We start from the raw sequence: 20,772 nt of genomic DNA, 5'->3' as shown, positions 1-20,772 counted from the left end.
CTCATCCCGTTTCGGCTTCATGTCGAGAAGCATGACGCGTCGAAGCCCGGATTGCCGTAGCGGCCGCAAACCCTCTCCGGCCGCCCCATATCGGACGTGATAGCAAGACATAGGCGCATCCAACCGGCACGATTTCTGCGCGCGAAATCACGATTGACGTCTGCTCAACCCAGCCTTCTGTCAGACATCGCCCGAAAACGTATCGCAGCTGCCGATATCGCCGCTGTCGAAGCCGCGCTTGAACCACTTGACCCGCTGTGCCGACGTACCGTGGTTGAAGCTGTCCGGCACGACATAGCCCTGGCTGCGCTTCTGCAACGTGTCGTCGCCGATCTGCTGCGCGGCGTTCAGCGCCTCCTCCAGATCGCCGCTTTCGAGAATGCCTTCCTGCTGGGTATATTTGCCCCAGACGCCGGCAAAGCAGTCCGCCTGAAGCTCGACCCGCACCGACATGCGGTTTGCCTCGACCTCGCTCATACGCTGCCGCGCCTGGTTGAATTTGGGCAGCACGCCCAAAAGGTTTTGGACATGGTGGCCGATCTCGTGCGCCACGACGTAGGCTTCGGCAAAATCGCCGGAAGCGCCGAAGCGCTGATCGAGCTCACGGAAAAAACCGGTGTCGAGATAAACCTTGCGGTCGCTCGGACAATAGAACGGACCCGTTGCCGAAGAGGCTGTACCGCAGGCCGATCTGGTTCCACCGCTGAACATGACGAGCGTCGGCGCCTGGTAGCGCTCGCCGGCCTTCTGGAACACGCGGGTCCAGGTATCCTCGGTATCGGCCAGAATGGTGCGCACGAACTGGCTCATCTCGTCGTCGGCAGGCGCGCGGCGCTGCGCAGTCTGCTCATAGCCGCTTCCGCCATCGCCCATGATATCCCCGCCGGACAGTAGTGTCAGCGGATTGATGCCGGTCAGCCAGCAGATACCGAGAATGAGCACAAGGCCGCCGATGCTGATGCCGCCGCCGCGCCCGCCGCCGCCGATGGGAATGCGAAAACCGCCCCCGCCCAGCGATCCACCGCCGCGACGGTCCTCGACATTGTCCGACTGGCGCCGACCTCTCCACTGCATGCTTCATCCTCCAGGGTCCGATGACAGGCAGCGATATATAGGCGGGCACCCGTCGAAATCCACGGGTGCTGTATGCGGAAACACCGAGAGAGCGCAGCTTAGGCGGCAGACGGCACTGGCAGTCCGGCCGGAGCGCCGCCCGGGCGCCGACGCGAAAGCATGTCAATCAACAGGTAGGCTGCGGTGACGGCCACGATCGAAACATATCCGTCGATGGCATAATGCCAGCCGAGATAGACCGAACTGAATTGTATAACCGCCACATAGGCAAAGGCAAACAGCCCCAGGCGCCGCGAATAATGGTTGACGAACAGCGCGTTCATCATGGTCAGCGCGACGTGAACGCTCGGAAAAGCCGAGATACCGCTACCGAACCCGGCTTTGCCGCTGTCGTGAAGCTCCCAAAGGTAATCGCGATAGCCCATGACGATATTCGCATCCTGCCCACGTCCCAGCCATGCGATGAGTTCGGCGAAACGCTCGTGATCGCCCACGACTTCGCCGTAAAACAGCGGACCGGCCGACAGGAACAGTCCGGCCAGCACGTTGCCGCAGATGATCCAGACGAAAATGAACATCGCCAGATAGCGTCTGCGCACGCCGTCGGCCAGCGGTGATGTCGCAACGAAAAACAGGATGCCGAAGCACAGCGCGAACCATAGCACGCTGTAATTGAATTCCAGCACGCGCGTCACCAAGCCGCTGCCCAGCATGTGTACCCATGACCAGGGATCGAAACCCAGATGCAGCCAGGCATCGAGCTCTGCCTGAAAACGGTCGTCGGTGAACCCGCCCTTGAAAAGCGGCAGCATGTTCTTGATCGTCGTGAACGAGCCTTGAAAGAACATCAGTGCGCCCATCAGCAATATGCCTGACACCAATGCTGCCATGCGCTCTGCAGAGAAAATGCGCCTGAACGCCAGACCGCGCCGCCTGTTGAAACGGTGCAGAAGCCGCGCGAAATCGAATACCAGTGCGGCAAACAGCATCGTCAGCAGAAACACCGCCGTCCATTGACCGAAGTATAAGGCGTGCGACAGTTTCTCGGCTGCGCCGTATGCCCAGACAATACCGATACACGACATCGTATATAAAATTATTATAATATACGCGTAAGCATCGCTTCGAAGGCGAGCGCGGACTATCGCTATGAATGCGGAATGAATACCGGAAATGCCTTCGTAAAACATGCAACCCCACCCCCCTGGAATTGTAGAAATACTTAGAATGCTCGAAATTGGCTGTATTGGCCCGCCGTTAATGTTTGGTTAGGACGCAAGGACAGATATGACAGGAAACCTGTCGATTTGCCGATTTATGGGGTTCTCATACCCGGCACATTTGCCTATAAGCCGCGTCTAGCCAGAAAAAATGTTACGCACGCGACCCGACCGGAGCTTCCACGCCCCGAGCCGGCTTTTCGCGCAGAAACGACGGATAGAGACCATGCCAAAGCGCCAAGATATCAAATCGATCCTCATCATCGGCGCGGGTCCGATCGTCATCGGCCAGGCATGCGAATTCGACTATTCCGGCACCCAGGCGTGCAAGGCGCTGCGCGAGGAAGGTTTTCGCGTCATTCTGGTCAACTCCAACCCAGCCACGATCATGACCGATCCGGGCCTCGCCGACGCAACTTACGTCGAGCCGATCACCCCTGAAGTCGTGGCAAAAATCATCGCCAAGGAACGCCCGGACGCGCTGCTGCCGACCATGGGCGGCCAGACAGCGCTCAACACCGCGCTGTCGCTGAAGCGCATGGGCGTGCTTGACCGCTACAATGTCGAGATGATCGGCGCCAAGCCGGCCGCCATCGACATGGCCGAGGACCGCGCGTTGTTCCGCGAGGCCATGGCCCGCATTGGCCTGGAAACCCCGCGCTCGATGCTTGCCAACGCCACCGACATCAAGGATGCCGACCGCAAGACCCATGAGGCCGAACGCACCAAACTGCGGGACACGCTGTCCGGCGATGCGCTCGACAAGGCGCTGGACGAGCTGGAAAACCAGTGGAACCTCGGCGAGACCGATCGCAAGCAGCGTTACATGGCGCATGCGGTGGCCATCGCCGCCCAGGCGATCGATCATGTCGGCCTGCCCGCCATCATCCGTCCCTCCTTCACGCTCGGCGGCACCGGCGGCGGCATTGCCTATAACCGTTCGGAATTCTTCGAGATCGTCAATTCCGGCCTCGATGCCTCGCCGACCACGGAAGTGCTGATCGAAGAGTCGGTGCTTGGCTGGAAGGAATACGAGATGGAAGTTGTCCGCGACACGGCGGACAATTGCATCATCATCTGCTCGATCGAGAACATCGATCCGATGGGCGTCCACACGGGCGATTCCATCACTGTCGCGCCGGCTTTGACGCTGACCGACAAGGAATACCAGATCATGCGCAACGCCTCGATCGCGGTTCTGCGCGAGATCGGCGTCGAGACCGGCGGTTCGAACGTGCAGTTCGCCGTCAACCCGAAGGACGGCCGCCTCGTCGTCATCGAAATGAACCCGCGCGTCTCGCGCTCCTCGGCTCTGGCATCCAAGGCCACCGGCTTCCCGATCGCCAAGGTGGCGGCAAAACTCGCCATCGGCTACACGCTGGACGAACTGGAAAACGACATCACCGGCGGCGCAACGCCTGCCTCGTTCGAACCGTCGATCGATTATGTCGTCACAAAAATCCCGCGTTTTGCCTTCGAAAAATTCCCGGGCGCTTCGCCGGTCCTGACCACTGCCATGAAGTCGGTCGGTGAAGTCATGGCGATCGGCCGCACCTTTGCCGAATCGCTGCAGAAAGCGCTGCGAGGCCTTGAAACCGGCCTCACCGGTCTCGATGAAATCGAGATCCCCGGTATCGAGGAAGGCGAAGGCTCCAAGAACGCCATTCGCGCCGCCATCGGCACGCCTACCCCGGACCGCCTGCGCCAGGTTGCACAGGCCCTGCGTCTCGGCATGTCGGAAGCTGAAGTGCACGAAGCCTGCAAGATCGATCCGTGGTTCATCTCGCAGTTCAAGGCGATCGTCGACATGGAAGCCCGCATCCGCGAGCATGGCCTGCCGACCGATGCGGAAAACCTGCGCAAGCTGAAGGCCATGGGTTTCTCCGATGCCCGCCTCGCCTCGCTCAGCGCCAAGCGCCCGAAGGAAGTCGCGGAACTGCGCAACGCACTGAACGTGCGGCCCGTGTTCAAGCGCATCGACACATGCGCTGCCGAATTCGCCTCGCCGACCGCCTACATGTACTCGACCTACGAAACGCCTTTCGTCGGCGCGCTGCGCTCGGAAGCCGAAGTGTCGGACGCCAAGAAGGTCGTCATCCTCGGCGGCGGACCGAACCGTATCGGCCAGGGCATCGAGTTCGACTATTGCTGCTGCCACGCCGCCTTCGCGCTGAAGGATGCCGGCTATGAGGCGATCATGATCAACTGCAACCCGGAAACCGTGTCGACCGACTACGACACGTCCGACCGCCTGTACTTCGAGCCGCTGACGGCGGAAGACGTCATCGAAATTCTGCGCGCGGAGCAGGAGAAGGGCGAAGTCGTCGGTGTTATCGTGCAGTTCGGCGGGCAGACCCCGCTGAAGCTCGCCGAGGCGCTGGAAAAGAACGGCATCCCGATCCTCGGCACTGCCCCCGACATGATCGATCTGGCCGAAGACCGCGACCGCTTCCAGAAGCTGCTCATGAAGCTCGACCTGACGCAGCCCAACAACGGCATCGCCTATTCGGTCGAACAGGCCCGCACCGTCGCGTCCGAGATCGGCTTCCCGCTGGTCGTGCGCCCGTCCTATGTTCTCGGCGGCCGCGCCATGCAGATCATCCACCAGGAAAGTCAACTGCAGACTTACCTGCTCGATACCGTGCCGGAACTGGTGCCGGAAGACATCAAGCAGCGTTATCCGAACGACAAGACCGGACAGATCAACACGCTTCTCGGCAAGAACCCGCTTCTGTTCGACAGCTACCTGTCCAACGCCATCGAAGTGGATGTCGACTGCCTCTGCGACGGGAAGGACGTCTTCGTTGCCGGCATCATGGAGCATATCGAGGAAGCCGGCATTCACTCGGGCGATAGCGCCTGCTCGCTGCCGCCGCGCACCTTGTCGGACGCGATGATCGATGAGCTGGAACGTCAGGCAACCGCCATGGCCAAGGCGCTCAACGTCGTTGGCCTGATGAACGTCCAGTTCGCCATCAAGGACGAGACGGTCTACGTGCTGGAAGTCAATCCGCGCGCCTCCCGTACCGTGCCCTTCGTCGCCAAGACGATCGGTGCGCCGATCGCCAAAATTGCCGCCCGCGCCATGGCCGGCGAACAGCTTGACGCGACCTTTGCCGCCTACGGCACCAAGCCGGACCCGCGCAACCTCAAGCACATCGCCGTCAAGGAAGCCGTGTTCCCCTTCGCCCGCTTCCCGGGCGTCGATACGCTGCTTGGTCCCGAAATGCGCTCTACCGGCGAAGTCATCGGTCTCGATACCGATTTCGCGCTGGCCTTTGCCAAGAGCCAGCTCGGTGCCGGCGTTGAACTGCCGCGTGATGGCGCGGTCTTCGTTTCGGTGCGCGACAGCGACAAGCAACGCGTCCTGCCCGCCATCCGCCTTCTTGTCGAGATCGGCTTCAAGGTTCTGGCGACCGGCGGCACCGCCCGTTTCCTCGGTGAAAACGGCATCGAGGCGACCAAGGTCAACAAGGTTCTGGAAGGTCGCCCGCATATCGAGGACGCCATCCGCAACCGTCAGGTCCAGCTGGTCATCAACACGACCGACAGCAACAAGGCGATCTCGGATAGCAAGTCGCTGCGTCGCGCCACGCTGATGCAGAAAGTGCCCTATTACACCACCATGGCCGGTGCCGAAGCCGCCGCCCTGGCGATCAAGGCGCTGAAGGCCGGAAACCTCGAAGTCCGCCCGCTGCAGAGCTATTTTGGATAAGACGAGGCTTTCGGGTTCCGCGAGGGCGGAAATCGAGAGCTGAAAAACGGGCGCCGGGCGAGACTGCAACAGTCATCGCCCGGCGCCTTTTGTTATTCGGGGTAAAAGCTAGCCATTCGACACGGCGTCCAGGTCCTTGAGCACATCATCCGACAGAACCAGATCGGCCGCTGCCAGGTTTTCCGTCAGATGTGCGACCGAGGATGTGCCGGGTATCAGCAGGATATTGGGCGAACGATGCAGGAGCCAGGCCAGCGCCACCTGCATGGGTGTCGCGCCGAGGCGTGCCGACACGTCCGACAGGGTGGTCGATTGCAGCGGGCTGAAACCACCGAGCGGGAAGAACGGCACATAGGCAATGCCGGCCTGTGCGAGTTCGTCGATCAGGCCGTCATCCTGATGATGGGCGAGATTATACATGTTCTGGACGCAGACGATGTCGGCAATCCGGCGACCTTCAGCCACCTGGTTCGCGGTGACGTTGCTCAGACCGATATGGCGGATCAGGCCCTTCTGCTGAAGCTCGACAAGCGGTATCAGCATGGGTTCGATGGAACCTTCCGCCGGTCCGTGCACGTCGAACATGATGCGCAGGTTGACGACGTCGATCGCATCAAGACCGAGGTTGCGCAGATTGTCGTGGACCGCGCTGGTCAGTTCTTCCGGCGAAGCGGCAACATTCCAGGACTTGTCGGCGCCACGGCTCGCCCCGACCTTGGTGACGATGGTCAGATCGTCGGGATAGGGATGCAGGGCTTCGCGGATCAACTGGTTGGTGACATGCGGGCCATAGAAATCGCTCGTATCGATATGATCAACGCCGGCGTCCACAGCCGCACGCAGGACGGCCAGCGCGCCGCCGCGATCCTTCGGAGGCCCGAAGACGCCCGGCCCGGCAAGCTGCATGGCGCCGTAACCAAGGCGCTTCACCGTCCGGTCGCCGAGTTTGTACGTCCCTGCTTTCTCGATATTGGTCATGGTCGTTCTCCTGTTGCGTTGAGATGAAGATAGATCACGACTATGTCTTGGAGAATGGCGTACAATCCGTACGGCTTGTGCGGAGAAACGGACAATGAATATCGATCTGGGCGATCTTAACGCTTTCGTTGCGGTGGCGCGCGCCGGCGGATTTCGAGAGGCCGCGCGTGTGACCGGGAGCAGCGCCTCCGGGTTGAGCGACGCGGTGCGCCGCCTCGAAACCCATTTTGGCGTCCGGCTGCTCAACCGCACGACCCGCAGCGTCGGCCCGACCGAGGCCGGCCAAGGCCTGCTGGATCGACTGACGCCGGCACTGAGCGAAGTCGAGGCCGCCCTCGACGTCGTCAATGGTTTTCGCGATCGCCCGGCCGGCACGCTTCGCCTCAACGTTCCGGTCAGCGCTGCCCGCCTCGTCCTGCCGAAGATCGTTTCGCCTTTCCTCGCGGCCTATCCCGATATCCGCCTCGAAATCGTCACCAATGAAAGTTTTGTCGATATTCTGGCGGCGGGCTGCGATGCCGGCATCCGTTATGACGAAAGGCTGGAGCAGGACATGATCGCGGTGCCGATCGGCCCGCGCATCCAGCGCAGTGCCACAGCCGCCTCACCCGCCTATCTCGACCGCGCCGGCCGACCGCAGCATCCGAGTGATCTGCTGGGTCACGCCTGCATCCGCGGGCGCTTTCCAAGCGGAGCGATGACGACACCCTGGGAATTCGAAAGGGATGACGAGATCGTCCGCGTAGACCCGGTCGGGCCGCTGATCGTTTCGGCGGGTGGCGCCAGCGATCTCGCTGTCGAGGCGGCCATTGCCGGCACCGGCATCATCGCCCTCTTCGAAGACTGGCTGCAACCCTATTTCGATAGCGGGCTACTCGAACCCGTCCTGAAAAACTGGTGGCAGAGTTATTCCGGCCCTTTTCTCTATTATCCCGGCCGCCGGCTGGTACCCGCACCGCTGCGTGCCTTCATCGATTTCGTCAAGGCGGCGAATGAGGAGGGTCTGTGGCGCTGACCGTCAGCGCGTATGACGGACATCACGATGCCAGGCGGGCGACATGCGCCATATCGTCGTGAAAGCGGCCCAGCTCCTGCGCTTTGCGCCCCTCATCCGGTATTCGCAGCAGGTAGGATGGATGAACCGTCACGAAAAGCGTTCGCTCAGCGTCCATCCGAATCGGCCGTCCTCGCACATCATCCAGCCGGTCTTTCCGGTCGATCAGCGAAAACAGAGCCGTCGCACCCATGGCAACGATCAGGCGCGGCTTGACCAGATCGATTTCCTGCGTCAGCCACCAGCGGCATTGCTGCACTTCTCCCATGTTCGGACGCTGGTGAATGCGCCGCTTGCCGCGCGGTTCATACTTGAAATGCTTGACGGCATTGGTGACGTAGAGCCGGTGACGCTCGATCCCGGCGAGCGACAAGGCATTGTCGAACACCCGTCCGGCAGGCCCAACGAACGGATGTCCGGCAAGATCCTCGTGATCGCCGGGCTGTTCTCCAACAATCATCACCCGCGCATCGGCCGGCCCTTCTCCGAAAACCGTCTGTGTGGCGCGACAGTGAAGGTCGCAACGGCTGCAATGGCGCGCCTCCTCGCGCAGGGCATCGATCGTTCCGGCCGTCGGGGCCGGCATTGCCGGCACCCGGGCGGCCGCTTCCTGCAGTCGGTGGTGAAAGGGCAGCGGCTCGCTCGCCTGCCGACGCGCCATGTCGATCACGCTGGCTTCCGCACCGGCAATCAGCCCCGGTATCAGGTCGGCCTCAGGCAGGTTCTTCCAGTATTTCTTCGGCATTTCCGTCATCATCATCTTCACCTTCAGCCGGGCCGGGTTGAAGATGGATGCGTAATAGGTGCGCCACAGTTCTTCCGTGTCGTCCTTTACATCCGGCTTTGTGGCGGGACCGGTCGTCGTGCGCAAACTGTCCCCGTCCCAGGATGCCGATCCCTTCGGTGTGGCAATGATCCAGTCCATGTCGGTGAAGCGTCGCTGGAAGAATGGCGCGACGCGGGCGACAATGAAGTGATCCGGCTCGAACCAGGCAAAGAAGCGCCGCCGACCGGCGACACCCGGCGCCAGCGGCAGTTCCTTGAAACGCACGAAGGCGGTCATCTTATGGTAGTCGCGGCCGATCGATTTCTGCATCTTATACGCCGACACCACATCAACATCCGATTTGACGTCCAGAAGATGGCGATCCTGCAACAGACGGTACAGCAGGCGATAGAGCAGCGCGAAGCGGCCCGGATCGGAATGGCAGACGACAGCATCCGCAAGCTTGAGAAACGCCGGCGGCACATGGATCTGCCGGTCCGGGTTCGTGACGGCCAGATCCCGCGTGTCGGATGGATCATCATCGAACAGCCCCTGCGCCTCGCTGCGCAATCGCCAGTCGATGTGCTGCGGTTCGATGCCCGCCAGAAGGAAGCGTCTTGCCGCATCCCGCCATTCGCGAAGCTCGCCTCGCCCCTCCAGAAAGCAGGTCTCTGTCATAGCAGCGACAATTGCTCCGGCTTGGGCATGAACATTGCGCGCAGATCGGTGCGATCAACCAGTCGATGCGGTGTCCATCCTTCGGCGACGATAAAGGCTTGCACCTTTTTCAGCGAAACACCGAGTCGTCCGATATCCTCAAGCCGCAACCGCCGGAACCGGCGCGCCGACAGAACGGATTTTACCGTCTTGGTGCCAAAGCCGGGCACGCGCAAAAGGGTCTCCTTGTCGGCGCGATTGACATCGACGGGAAACCGGTCGCGATGGCCCAGCGCCCAGGCCAGCTTTGGATCCAGATCGAGATCCAGCATGCCGCCCGGTTGCGATGACGTGATTTCGCTGATGTCGAAACCATAGAACCGATAAAGCCAATCCGCCTGGTACAGACGATGCTCCCGCATTAAAGGCGGCTTGATCAGCGGCAGGTTCTTCGAGGAATCAGGGATGGGGCTGAATGCCGAGTAATAGACCCGTTTGAGGCCATAGCTTCCGTAAAGACGCGCACTGGTGCCCAGAATGGTGGCATCGTCGGCTGCATCCGCCCCTACGATCATCTGCGTGCTCTGTCCTGCCGGCGCAAATTTTCGGCGCCGCTTCGTCTGCATAGTCGGATCGGCCATTTCCTCGATCTTGAGCCGCAGATTGCCCATCGACCGGCGAATATTGTCAGGATGCTTTTCGGGCGCGAACTTGCCGATCCCGGCATCCGTCGGCAATTCGATATTGATCGACAGCCGATCGGCATAAAGACCCGCCTCCTCGATCAGATGCGCCGAAGCTTCCGGTATGGATTTCAGATGGATGTAACCGCGAAAATTGTGGACGGTGCGCAGTTCACGCGCAATGCGTACCATTTCCTCCATCGTATGGTCGGACGACCGGATGATGCCGGAGGACAGGAAAAGACCTTCTATATAATTGCGCCGGTAAAATTCGAGCGTCAGCCAGATGACTTCCTCGACCGAAAAGCGCGCCCGCTCGACATTGCTTGACGACCGGTTGATGCAATAGGCGCAGTCATAAATGCAGAAATTCGTCATCAGGATCTTGAGGAGCGAAATGCAGCGACCATCCGGTGCATAGGCGTGGCAGATGCCTGAGCCTTCCGTCGAACCCAGCCCGCCACTCTTTGACGAATCCCTTTTCGTCGTGCCGCTCGATGCGCAGGACGCATCATATTTGGCGGCATCGGACAGAATGGCGAGACGTTCTTTGAGCGACTTCTTCATTAGCGCGTTCACTATCCGTTCTTGGCCGCCTTGTCAAGAAAGTCTGTAAAAACCGGCGTCCCTCTGTGAAAATCGCGCCGCCTGCCCTATCTTCGTTTTTGTTGGAATTTGCCGTCAGAATTCTGTTATACTGATGCAAATAATGATTTTCGGACGGTTCCGGAGTTTTGCTCCGGGACCTCTTTCTTTTTGTGTCCGCGCGTGGCGGATACAGGGTCGAGGACGAGGAAATGGTGGAAAAAGTACCGATGACGTCGAACGGGTTCCTGAAGCTTCAGGAGGAGCTGCGTTGGCGCCAGCAGGAAGAACGTCCGCGCATCATCGAGGCCATCGCTGAAGCGCGCGCGCATGGCGATCTTTCGGAAAATGCCGAATATCATGCAGCCAAGGAAGCACAGAGCCACAACGAAGGCCGGGTGACGGAACTTGAGGACCTGACGGCGCGCGCCGAGGTCATCGATCTGTCGAAAATGTCCGGCTCGACCATCAAGTTCGGCGCCACGGTCAAGCTCGTCGATGAGGACACCGACGAGGAGAAGACTTATCAGATTGTCGGCGATCAGGAAGCCGATGTGAAACAGGGCCGCATTTCCATTTCCTCTCCGATCGCTCGTGCGATGATCGGCAAGGAAGCGGGCGATTCGATCGAGGTTGTCGCTCCCGGCGGCTCCAAGGCCTACGAAATCATCGCCGTTACCTGGGGCTGAACAGCCCCACGCCTTCCTGCCGGAGCCCGACGTGCCGCTTGCCGACATTCGCAAGGTGCAGGTGATTGCGCCGAATTTCAAACGCCGTCTCTCGGGCGTGACATCGACCATCATCCAGCTTCTGCCGGTCCAGAACCGGCAGGGTCAGCATGTTGCGTCGCTGGGGCCTGGCCTGCCCAGCACCCTCCCCTTTATACGGTTTAGGGACCTCGCGCAGCTATGGGCAGCGCCTGCGGACGGGCAGGTGCGCGTCTGGCATGCCCGCCGCAATCTCGAAATGCTGCCGGCCATCGTCATGCGCGATGTGCTTCGGATGAAGATCCGCGTCGTCTTCACGTCCGCTTCGCAGCGAGCGCACACCCGTTGGACGCGCTGGCTGATTTCGAAAATGGATGCCGTGGTGGCCACCAGCGCGCGCACGGCGGCCTATCTCCACGTGCCCAGCACGGTCGTGCTGCACGGCATAGACACGGTACGTTTCTCACCGCCGGCCGATAGAGCCGCAGCCAAGCGCGCCTGCAAGCTGGATAGCGCAAAGAAGATTGTCGGCTGTTTCGGCAGGGTGCGTCACCAGAAAGGCACGGACCTGTTTGTCGACAGCATGATCCGTCTTTTGCCGCAGCGCCCTGACTGGACGGCCATCGTTGCCGGTCGTGCGACCGCGCCGCATGTGAGTTTCGAAAACGATCTCAAGGCCCGCGTCGCCGCAGCCGGGCTTTCCGATCGGATCCTGTTCGTGGGCGAGCACACCAATATCGCCGACTGGTATAGAGCGCTTGATCTTTTCGTCGCACCGCAGCGCTGGGAAGGGTTCGGACTGACCCCTCTGGAAGCGATGGCGACCGCCGTGCCGGTGGTGGCCACCGATGTCGGCGCCTTTTCTGAACTCGTCGAGACCGGCCAACACGAAACCGGCAGCATTGTGCCGCGCGACGATCTCGACGCCATGACGATCGCGACCGCGGGCTTCATGGATGACGAACCGCGTCGGGTCTCGGCCGCCGCCTGCGCGCTTGCGCGGGCTGCCGAACAGTTCAGCATCGAGGAAGAGGCTGCGAAATTGAACGCCATCTACACCCGTCTGGCTGGCGGTCATTGTCTCACGACCAGCGTCTGAGAAGCTTCCGGACAAGATCCGCGCATGCGCGTCATTGTCATCAATTTCGCATCCGCATCCCGGCGCACGGCGTTTGAGAAAAGCCAGCGGCAACGACTTGGCCTGACGTTCGAGCGGCTCGAAGCGATGGCCTGGCATGTCTCGGCATGCGCAGACCAGTGGCGCCTCACATCTCGATCAGTCCCATCTTCTTGACTTCACGGATCGTCAGCATCGTCCGGACAGTGTCCACATGCTCGTTCGCGGTCAGAACCTCAATCACGAAGTCCTGGAATTTGGTCAGATTTTCCGAAACGCAATGGAGCAGGAAGTCGCTGTCGCCGGAGACCATCCACGCTTGCCGCACCGTCGGCCATTCGCCTGTCGCAGCGGCAAAGGATTTGAGGTTGGCTTCCGATTGGTGCTTCAGTCCGACGATGCAGAACGCCACGAGATCGAAGCCGAGCTTCGGTCCGTTGAGCATGGCATGATAGCCTTCGATAATGCCGCTCTCTTCCAGCTTGCGCACCCGCCGCAGACAGGGTGGAGCGGAAATACCGACCCGGTCGGCAAGTTCGACATTGGTCATGCGACCATCCGCCTGCAATTCGCGCAGAATTTTCAGATCAATGCTGTCCAGTTCGACGCGGATCACGGCTTTGCCTTTCTGTCTTGCTCACGCAAGCATCCTCTACAGCAATCGCCGTCTTCCGCAACAATCTTCCATCAGGACGATGGTTTGTTGCACAGCCGCGCGAAGACCTGTTGGAAATGCATGGCTGCCCTTGAATCTCCGCATGGAACAATCATAAATGAAGGTTCGTCGGCGGTGGAATGCCGAGGCGTCACCATATAGAGGTCGAGCTTTCAAACATTCCAGGCCCTGCGCCGCGACAGTGTATAAGGATCGTCCCATGTCTGCCCGCCACACTCAGGTTCTCATCATCGGCTCCGGCCCTGCCGGATATACGGCGGCGATCTATGCCGCGCGCGCTATGCTGAAGCCCGTGCTGATCGCCGGGATGGAACAGGGCGGCCAGTTGATGATCACCACCGACGTCGAGAATTATCCGGGCTTTGCCGACCCGATCCAGGGTCCGTGGCTGATGGACCAGATGCTCGGTCAGGCACGGCATGTGGGCGCCGAAATCGTCAACGACCTCGTCGTTGAAGTTGAAACCACACGTCGCCCCTTCACGGTGAAGACGGATAGTGGCCAGGTCTGGACCGCCGACACGCTCATCATCGCCACCGGCGCCAAGGCAAAGTGGCTCGGCATCGAGAGCGAGCAGGTTTTCCAGGGCTTTGGCGTTTCCGCCTGCGCCACCTGCGACGGTTTCTTCTACCGCAACAAGGACGTGATCGTTGTCGGCGGCGGAAATTCCGCCGTAGAGGAAGCCCTCTACCTCTCCAACATTGCCAGGACGGTCACGGTCGTGCACCGCCGCGACAGCTTCCGGTCGGAAAAAATTCTGCAGGAACGCCTGTTCCAGCGCGAGAACGTCAAGATCTTGTGGAACACCGAGATCGCCGAAATTACCGGCACGCCGGCCAAGCCGCCCATGCCGCCTTCGGTGTCAGGCGTGCGTCTGCGCGACACCCGCACCGGAGCGATCAGTGACAGCACGATCGACGGTGTTTTCGTGGCGATCGGCCACGCGCCGGCCGTGGAGTTGTTCAAGGGCAAGCTGAAAGTGAAGTCCAACGGTTATCTTTGGACTGCGCCGGATTCGACCGCGACCGACGTGCCCGGCATTTTTGCCGCCGGCGACGTCACCGACGACACGTTCCGGCAGGCCATCACGGCGGCGGGAATGGGCTGCATGGCTGCCCTCGAGGCGGAACGTTTCCTTGCCGGCATCCTGCCGATTGCAGAAGCCGCCGAATAACGACGACGAGAAGGACATCGCATGGTGGTGCCTCTGGACTGGGACAAATTGCGCATTTTTCACGCGGCGGCGGAGGCTGGGTCCTTCACCCATGCGGCGGACAAGCTGCATCTGTCCCAGTCGGCAATCAGCCGTCAGGTCAGCGCGCTGGAACAGGATGTCGGCGTCAAACTGTTCCATCGTCATGCCCGCGGCCTGATTCTCACCGAACAGGGCGAATTGCTGTATCGCACCGCCCATGACGTGCTCCTGAAGCTCGAAACGGTGAAGATGCAGCTGACCGAGACGACGGACAAACCGTCCGGGAAGCTGCGCGTCACCACGACGGTTGGTCTCGGCCAGGGCTGGCTGACGGACAAGGTGCAGGAATTCCTGCAACTGTATCCGGAAATGTCGATTCAGCTGATCCTCGACAACGAAGAAGTCGACGTCAACATGCGCCATGCGGACTGCGCCATCCGCCTGCGCCAGCCGCAGCAGTCCGACCTTATCCAGCGCAAGCTCTTCACCGTGCACATGCACGTCTATGCGGCACCGTCCTACATCAATCGATTCGGAGAGCCACAGACGGTCGAGGACCTCGACAATCACCGAATCATCAGTTTCGGCCTGCCGGCACCGAATTACCTGCTGGACGTGAACTGGCTCGAAGATGCAGGCCGCTCATCCGATAATCCCCGCACCCCGCATCTGCAGATCAACAGCCAGACGTCTATCAAACGCGCCTGCCTTCTCGGCATCGGCATTGCCGTCTTGCCAGACTATATCGTCGGGCGGGATCCGGGCCTGATCCAGTTGGCTATCAACGCCGACATTCCCTCCTTCGATACCTATTTCTGTTATCCCGACGAAATCAAGAACGCCGCAAAACTCAAGGTTTTCCGGGACTTTATCGTCGCCAAGGCCCGCAACTGGAATTTCTAACCACGGCCCCCCTCAGGCTGAGCTTCTCGCAGCAACCCGTGCAGAATGTGACAGGCTCGTGACGTCAGGGCTGCGCCGGGAACATAGCTGGATTGCACAATAAAGCGTTGCGGGCTGCACAAAAAACGCCCATATCGCACACAGCTGATGCACATGGTGGCTTTCCTCCCAGTTCCACCGCAGCAGCTGTTCCCCTCTGGAGGTTTTTGACCTTCATACCTATAGGGCCCTGGAGCAATCCGGTGGCCCTTTTTTTTGCCCGCTCTTCTGCCCTTGCCCCGGGTTGCCGCACCGTGTTTTTCACGCCAACAAAAATACCGTCGCAGACCGATGGCCCTCTTGTCAGCCATGGGCCGAAACCCCATGTCCGTGATCAGCCGGCCGTATTGACGAACCCCTCGTCGTCTTGCCGGCTGTTCCCCTCTGGAGGTTTGAAAACCTTCACACCTACGGGCCACGGATATCCGCTGGCCCTTTTTTTTGCCTTCGACATGGGAAACGTCCGCGCCTACGTCTTTAAATCGGATCGCGCCGATTTATATATCGTCCATGACCGATATGCATAAACATCCATTCGACCCTGACGAAAGGGCGGAAATCCTCAAGGCGCTTTCGCATCCGAAACGCGTCGAATTTCTGGAATGGATGCGCGCACCGGAAAACCACTTCGCGAGCCAGGCGCATCCGCTCGAAGTGGGGATTTGCGCCGGCCAGTTCGAAAAATGCTGCGGCCTGTCGCAGTCCACCGTTTCCCAACATCTCTCGGTTCTCGAAAAAGCCGGCCTCATCACGCTCAGGCGTGTTGGCCAGTGGTCCTTCTACCATCGCAACGAGGACAGGATCACAGCCTTCATCGAAGACCTGCGCAAGACCCTCTGAAACCCGACCATTCCTGTGAAGCAAAAGGAGCCTTCATGACCAGCCTGTTCGACCCGACAACAATTGGCGATATCGCCGTCCAGAACCGCGTGGCGATGGCGCCGCTTACCCGCAACCGTTCGCCCCAGGCCGTGCCCAATGATCTCAATGTGGTTTATTACGAACAACGCGCCAGCGCAGGCCTGATCATCACCGAAGGTACGCCGGTCACGCAGCAGGGCCAGGGCTATGCCGACGTGCCGGGTCTGTACCTGCCCCAGGCCATCGAAGGCTGGAAGAAGGTGACGGAGGCTGTTCACCAGCGCGGCGGCAAGATCGTGGCGCAGATCTGGCACGTCGGCCGGGTATCCCACACGTCGCTGCAGCCGAACGGTGATGCGCCCGTCGCCCCATCCGCCCTTCCCGCCAATGGCAAGACTTATGTCGTCAACCCGGACGGCAGCGGCGCGTTTGTCGAAACGTCCGCACCGCGCGCGTTGGAACTGTCCGAAATCCCCGGCATCGTCGAAGACTTCCGCAAGGGCGCCCGCGCCGCTATCGCGGCCGGCTTCGACGGCGTCGAGATTCACGGCGCCAATGGCTATCTGATCGACCAGTTCTTGAAGCGCGGCGCCAATCAGCGCAGCGATGCGTATGGCGGATCGATCGAAAACCGAGCCCGCCTTCTTCTCGAAATCGTTGATGCCGTTGCTGCAGAAATCGGCGGCGGCCGGACCGGCCTGCGTCTGTCGCCGGTCACGCCGGCCAACAACATTGTCGAGGAAGAGCCGCAACCGCTGTTCGATTACGTCGCCGGCGAACTTGGCAAGCGCCATCTTGCCTTCATCCACGTCATCGAGGGGGCAACCGGCGGTCCGCGCGATTTCAAGCAGGGCAACGAAGCCTTCGACTACCACGCCATGAAGTCGGCATATCGCGCAGCCGGCGGAACCGGCGCCTGGATGGTCAACAACGGTTATGACGCCGAAAGCGCCAAGGCGGCGGTTGAAAGCGGCTATGCTGATGTCGTCGCCTTTGGTCGGACCTTCATCGCCAATCCCGATCTGGTCGAACGCCTCGAGACCGGCGCGCCGCTCAACAAACCGGAAGTCGAAACCTTCTACGGTGGCGGTGCCAAGGGCTATACCGACTATCCGTCCCTGGAAGCTGTACCGGCCTGATACCGCCTGATCGAAGCATGAGGGCCCGCCAGCGGCGGGCCTGATCCGTTTGCAATGTCCTCAGGACCACGGCGGCTCAGGCGCGCCGCGCCGCGTCGTCATTTTCGTCCACGACTTCGGCTTCCGGCCGATCACCGCCATCGCTGTATTCGGTGTGCCATACACCCTTGGAATCCTGCCAGCTGATCTCTTCCGGCTCGCCGCCTACCTGCTGTTCCGCCGCCACGATCCGCGCTGCTGCAAGCGCGTCCTGATGGGTCGAAAACGTCTCGGAATAAACGCCGTCCAGGCGGTAGGCCCAGCCTCCGTCGTGTTCGACGATCTGATAGACAACCTTGGTCATGCTTTCCCTCCTTGATCTGGGCAGTCTTGTCACGCCGCCGGCATGATCCGATGGGACCGCGCCGGCATTCGCATGCAGGAGAGAAGCGTCGAGAAGGCCCGAAGTTCCCACCCGCTGCTGCAACTATGGCACCAATAGTGGCGCCGCGCAAAACTGGGCTTGATGGTTGCGGCTTCGGCGTTACATGCCGGCTCCTGAACAATCGCATCGATGGAACTCATGACGGACCTAGCGCTGCTGCTGAAAGAAGAGAAATCGCTGATCCTGGCGGCACTTGTGGCCATCGCCTGCATCTTCGTCGAACACAGCCTGCTCGGCGCCGGGCATATAGTGTCGTTGTTCGCCGCAGCCGTCCTGATTGCCGTCATCGTTCTGGCATCGACCCGTGTCGCCCATCATGCCGAAATCCTTGCCCACAAGGTCGGCGATCCCTATGGCACGATGATCCTCACCCTCTCGGCAGTCGCCGTCGAGGTGATGATCCTTGCCATCATGCTCGGCAGCAGCAGCTCGCCGACCCTCGTGCGCGACACGATTTATTCGGCCGTCATGCTGGACATCAACGGCATTCTCGGGCTCGCCGCCTTGCTCGGCGGCCTGCGCCACGGCGAACAGCCCTATAACGACAATTCGGGAAAGACCTATGGCGTGATGATTCTTACCGCCATGGGCATATCTATGATCGTGCCGGAATTCGTTCCCGACGACCGCTGGCACTACTATTCCGGTTTCACGATCGTCGCGATGGTGGCGCTCTATGCGCTCTTCCTGAAGATGCAGGTCGGCCCGCACAGCTACTTCTTCAGCTACAGCTACACGAAGCCGCGCCAGACATCCCGCGGCGCCCAGCCCGTCGGTGCCGTCACTAATGCGGCTGCGGTCCCTCTTTCCGTTTCCAGCCCTCTCGCCGCCATCAACGCTGCCCCGCACTCCGTCGACACCGCTGTTCGCGCGTCTGGCGACCAGCCGGGGGTCACGGGGGGTGAAGTAGCGCATACCGTCCAGGACAGCGCCGCGGACAGCGACGACACGAGTGCTGCGGTTTCCATCGGCGTCATCCTTGTCGGCGTCGTGGTCATCGGCTTTCTCGCCGAATTCATGGCCGCATTCCTTGATTCAGGCTTGGAAGGAACAGCTGCGCCGCCCGCTCTCATGGCGGTCGTCGTTGCCCTGATCTCTGCTGCGCCGGAAATCCTGACCGCCCTGCGTGCGGCGCTCAGGAACCGGATGCAGAATGTCATCAACATCGCCATGGGCGCCTCGCTGTCTACCGTCATCCTGACCGTGCCGGTGATGGAAGCGATCGCCCTTTATACCGGCCAGCCCTTCATCATGGCAATGACGCCGGTGCAGACGGTGATGGTCGTCATCACCCTGGTCGTCGCCGCCATCAATCTCAACGATGGCGAGACCAATGCAATCGAGGGCATGACGCATTTCGTGCTGTTTGCCACGTTCATCATGCTGACGGTGCTTGGGCTCTGAGGGCGAAAAGCCAGTTGCTTCCGCCACTTGCCGGCGGAAGCGGGATCGTTTGCGCAAGCCTTTCGAGCGTCGCGTCAGGTCCCCGGGCCAGGGCGGCGCGGATGATAAAGTAATGTTGAACACGGCGTGTGCGGCTCTCGCGCGGTGGCGCTCTAGATAGAGCGCGTATCCTGCCGGCATGTCGTGTCATGTCGGCGCCACTGCGACGAGAAGGATTTCCTCATGACGCGCCTGATCCGCCTGCTTACCGGTACCATGCTCGCCACCACCGTCCTCGCCGGCCCCGTTCTGGCCCAGACCAGCGCCGGCCCCCGCCCCGCGGAAACGAAAGCCGCAAACGCGCCTGAGCAGAAGCCCGCCTTCGCCAACCAGACGCGCGCCCCGCAGCCGAATGCCATGCCGAAGATTGCGACCGAGACGGTAGCCGAGGACCTTCCGCATCTGTGGTCCATGGAATTTCTTCCCGATGGCCGAATGTTGGTGACCGCCAAACAGGGCGCCATGCACATCGTTTCGAAGGACGGCAAGGCTGGTCCCGAGATCGAAGGCGTTCCGGATGTTCTCTCCGCCGGCCAGGGCGGTCTGCTCGATGTCGCGCTCGCTCCCGATTACCAGGATTCGGGCCGGATCTATTTCTCCTTCTCGGAAGAGCGCGAAGACGGCAACGGCACGTCCGTCGCAACCGCGAAACTCGTGGCTGATGAGGCCGGCGGCGGCAGGCTCGAAGACGTCGCCGTCATCTTCCAGCAGATGCCGAGCTATGACGGAAACAAGCACTTCGGTTCGCGCCTCGTCTTCTCCCCGGAAGGCCATCTCTATGTCACGGTCGGCGAACGCTCCGACCCTGAGCCACGCGTGCAGGCGCAGGACCTGTCCAGCGGCCTCGGCAAGGTTTTCCGCATCGATCCTGCGGGGAAGGCTCCGGCAGACAATCCGTTCGTATCGACGCAGGACGCGCGCCCGGAGATCTGGAGCCTCGGCCATCGCAACCTTCAGGCCGCGACGCTCGACGGCCAGGGACGGCTGTGGACGGTCGAACACGGCCCCAAGGGCGGCGACGAACTGAACCGTCCGCAAGCGGGAAAGAATTACGGCTGGCCCGAAGTGACCTACGGCGTCGAATATAGCGGTAGCCCGGTCGGCGACGGCATTACCGCCAAGGCGCAGACCGAACAGCCGGTCTATTACTGGGACCCGGTCATCGCACCGTCCGGCATGGCCTTTTACGACGGTGACGCTATTCCCGAATGGAAAGGCGCCTTCCTCGTCGGCGGTCTCGTCTCGCAAGGGGTCGTCATCTTACATATGGATGGCGACAAGGTCGCGCATGAGGAACGCGTCTCGCTCGATGCCCGCGTTCGCGACGTCAAGGTCGGGCCGGATGGCGCCGTCTACGCCGTCACCGAAAGCCGCGGCGGCAGCTCCACCATCGTCAGGCTGACCAAGGCCTGACGTCTCTCCCGCGGGCAAGCTTGACATTGAACCGCCTGCCGGACAGCAAAATCCGTAACCGGGATTGCAAATAGAAAATGGCCCGCCGTTTCCAGCGGACCATTTCCGTTTCGTTAGCCGTGC

At 61.0% G+C, this 20,772-nt stretch carries 18 protein-coding genes; 11 read left to right on the top strand and 7 right to left on the bottom strand.

Translation table 11 applies throughout. The features are described from left to right. Positions 1-180 precede the first annotated feature (180 nt). Together ypfJ and ACQKKX_RS03500 are read right to left on the bottom strand one after the other, a co-directional pair. Entirely contained in the window at positions 181-1,074 is an 894-nt protein-coding gene (gene ypfJ, locus ACQKKX_RS03505) for a KPN_02809 family neutral zinc metallopeptidase (RefSeq protein ID WP_427568856.1), read from the bottom strand. 98 nt (positions 1,075-1,172) lie between these two features. Next, positions 1,173-2,078 (bottom strand): phosphatase PAP2 family protein, encoded by a 906-nt coding sequence (locus tag ACQKKX_RS03500; protein WP_427568853.1) that lies wholly within the window; start codon positions 2,076-2,078, stop codon positions 1,173-1,175. Between the two features lie 442 nt (positions 2,079-2,520). Here ACQKKX_RS03500 and carB point away from each other — a divergent pair, with 442 nt between their 5' ends. After that, the gene (gene carB, locus ACQKKX_RS03495) at positions 2,521-6,009 is read left to right on the top strand and encodes a carbamoyl-phosphate synthase large subunit (protein ID WP_427568851.1); all 3,489 of its coding nucleotides are present in this window, start codon (positions 2,521-2,523) and stop codon (positions 6,007-6,009) included. Between the two features lie 108 nt (positions 6,010-6,117). On the opposite strand, the gene ACQKKX_RS03490 is transcribed toward carB, so the two are convergent. After that, a complete protein-coding gene (locus ACQKKX_RS03490) occupies positions 6,118-6,987 on the bottom strand; it encodes an aldo/keto reductase family oxidoreductase (RefSeq protein WP_427568848.1) in 870 nt (289 codons plus the stop codon). Positions 6,988-7,081: 94 nt separating this feature from the next. Here ACQKKX_RS03490 and ACQKKX_RS03485 point away from each other — a divergent pair, with 94 nt between their 5' ends. Then, entirely contained in the window at positions 7,082-8,002 is a 921-nt protein-coding gene (locus ACQKKX_RS03485; protein ID WP_427568846.1) for a LysR family transcriptional regulator, read from the top strand. A 22-nt stretch (positions 8,003-8,024) separates the two neighbouring features. On the opposite strand, the gene ACQKKX_RS03480 is transcribed toward ACQKKX_RS03485, so the two are convergent. Continuing rightward, the gene (locus ACQKKX_RS03480) at positions 8,025-9,485 is read right to left on the bottom strand and encodes a UdgX family uracil-DNA binding protein (RefSeq protein ID WP_427568843.1); all 1,461 of its coding nucleotides are present in this window, start codon (positions 9,483-9,485) and stop codon (positions 8,025-8,027) included. Continuing rightward, positions 9,482-10,714 carry a putative DNA modification/repair radical SAM protein gene (locus ACQKKX_RS03475; protein ID WP_427568841.1) on the bottom strand — a complete coding sequence of 411 codons (1,233 nt, stop codon included), beginning with the start codon at positions 10,712-10,714 and terminating at the stop codon, positions 9,482-9,484. The genes ACQKKX_RS03480 and ACQKKX_RS03475 overlap by 4 nt, the downstream gene beginning before the upstream one ends. A gap of 230 nt (positions 10,715-10,944) precedes the next feature. On the opposite strand from ACQKKX_RS03475, the gene greA reads away from it, so the two are divergent. Together greA and ACQKKX_RS03465 are read left to right on the top strand one after the other, a co-directional pair. Further along, positions 10,945-11,421, top strand: coding sequence for a transcription elongation factor GreA (greA, locus tag ACQKKX_RS03470; protein WP_427568839.1), 477 nt, complete (start codon positions 10,945-10,947; stop codon positions 11,419-11,421). Positions 11,422-11,452: 31 nt separating this feature from the next. Further along, complete coding sequence (locus ACQKKX_RS03465) at positions 11,453-12,538, top strand: glycosyltransferase family 4 protein (protein ID WP_427568837.1); 1,086 nt, start codon at positions 11,453-11,455, stop codon at positions 12,536-12,538. A 166-nt stretch (positions 12,539-12,704) separates the two neighbouring features. Here ACQKKX_RS03465 and ACQKKX_RS03460 read toward each other — a convergent pair whose 3' ends face one another. Next, a complete protein-coding gene (locus ACQKKX_RS03460; RefSeq protein ID WP_427568835.1) occupies positions 12,705-13,172 on the bottom strand; it encodes an Lrp/AsnC family transcriptional regulator in 468 nt (155 codons plus the stop codon). Between the two features lie 259 nt (positions 13,173-13,431). On the opposite strand from ACQKKX_RS03460, the gene trxB reads away from it, so the two are divergent. The 5 genes from trxB (at position 13,432) to ACQKKX_RS03435 (ending at position 17,369) form a co-directional block, all read left to right on the top strand. Then, a complete protein-coding gene (gene trxB, locus ACQKKX_RS03455) occupies positions 13,432-14,406 on the top strand; it encodes a thioredoxin-disulfide reductase (protein ID WP_427568833.1) in 975 nt (324 codons plus the stop codon). A 27-nt stretch (positions 14,407-14,433) separates the two neighbouring features. Next, entirely contained in the window at positions 14,434-15,330 is an 897-nt protein-coding gene (locus ACQKKX_RS03450; RefSeq protein WP_162700796.1) for a LysR family transcriptional regulator VtlR, read from the top strand. Between the two features lie 242 nt (positions 15,331-15,572). Beyond that, the gene (locus ACQKKX_RS03445) at positions 15,573-15,896 is read left to right on the top strand and encodes a hypothetical protein (protein WP_427568831.1); all 324 of its coding nucleotides are present in this window, start codon (positions 15,573-15,575) and stop codon (positions 15,894-15,896) included. Then, complete coding sequence (locus ACQKKX_RS03440; protein ID WP_427568830.1) at positions 15,880-16,209, top strand: ArsR/SmtB family transcription factor; 330 nt, start codon at positions 15,880-15,882, stop codon at positions 16,207-16,209. Before ACQKKX_RS03445 ends, ACQKKX_RS03440 begins: the two co-directional genes overlap by 17 nt. A gap of 35 nt (positions 16,210-16,244) precedes the next feature. Beyond that, entirely contained in the window at positions 16,245-17,369 is a 1,125-nt protein-coding gene (locus ACQKKX_RS03435) for an alkene reductase (RefSeq protein WP_427568828.1), read from the top strand. Between the two features lie 76 nt (positions 17,370-17,445). On the opposite strand, the gene ACQKKX_RS03430 is transcribed toward ACQKKX_RS03435, so the two are convergent. Continuing rightward, positions 17,446-17,712 carry a DUF2188 domain-containing protein gene (locus tag ACQKKX_RS03430; protein WP_427568826.1) on the bottom strand — a complete coding sequence of 89 codons (267 nt, stop codon included), beginning with the start codon at positions 17,710-17,712 and terminating at the stop codon, positions 17,446-17,448. A gap of 219 nt (positions 17,713-17,931) precedes the next feature. Here ACQKKX_RS03430 and ACQKKX_RS03425 point away from each other — a divergent pair, with 219 nt between their 5' ends. Both ACQKKX_RS03425 and ACQKKX_RS03420 read left to right on the top strand, forming a co-directional pair. After that, positions 17,932-19,197 carry a calcium:proton antiporter gene (locus tag ACQKKX_RS03425; RefSeq protein WP_427568823.1) on the top strand — a complete coding sequence of 422 codons (1,266 nt, stop codon included), beginning with the start codon at positions 17,932-17,934 and terminating at the stop codon, positions 19,195-19,197. A gap of 222 nt (positions 19,198-19,419) precedes the next feature. After that, positions 19,420-20,649, top strand: coding sequence for a PQQ-dependent sugar dehydrogenase (locus ACQKKX_RS03420; protein WP_427568821.1), 1,230 nt, complete (start codon positions 19,420-19,422; stop codon positions 20,647-20,649). The last annotated feature ends 123 nt before the right edge of the window (positions 20,650-20,772 follow it).

The sequence above is a fragment of the Neorhizobium sp. NPDC001467 genome (genome assembly GCF_050275975.1).
Lineage (GTDB): Bacteria > Pseudomonadota > Alphaproteobacteria > Rhizobiales > Rhizobiaceae > Neorhizobium.
Note: the sequence above shows the minus strand (reverse complement) of the source record. Positions and strands in the feature narration are given on the sequence as shown.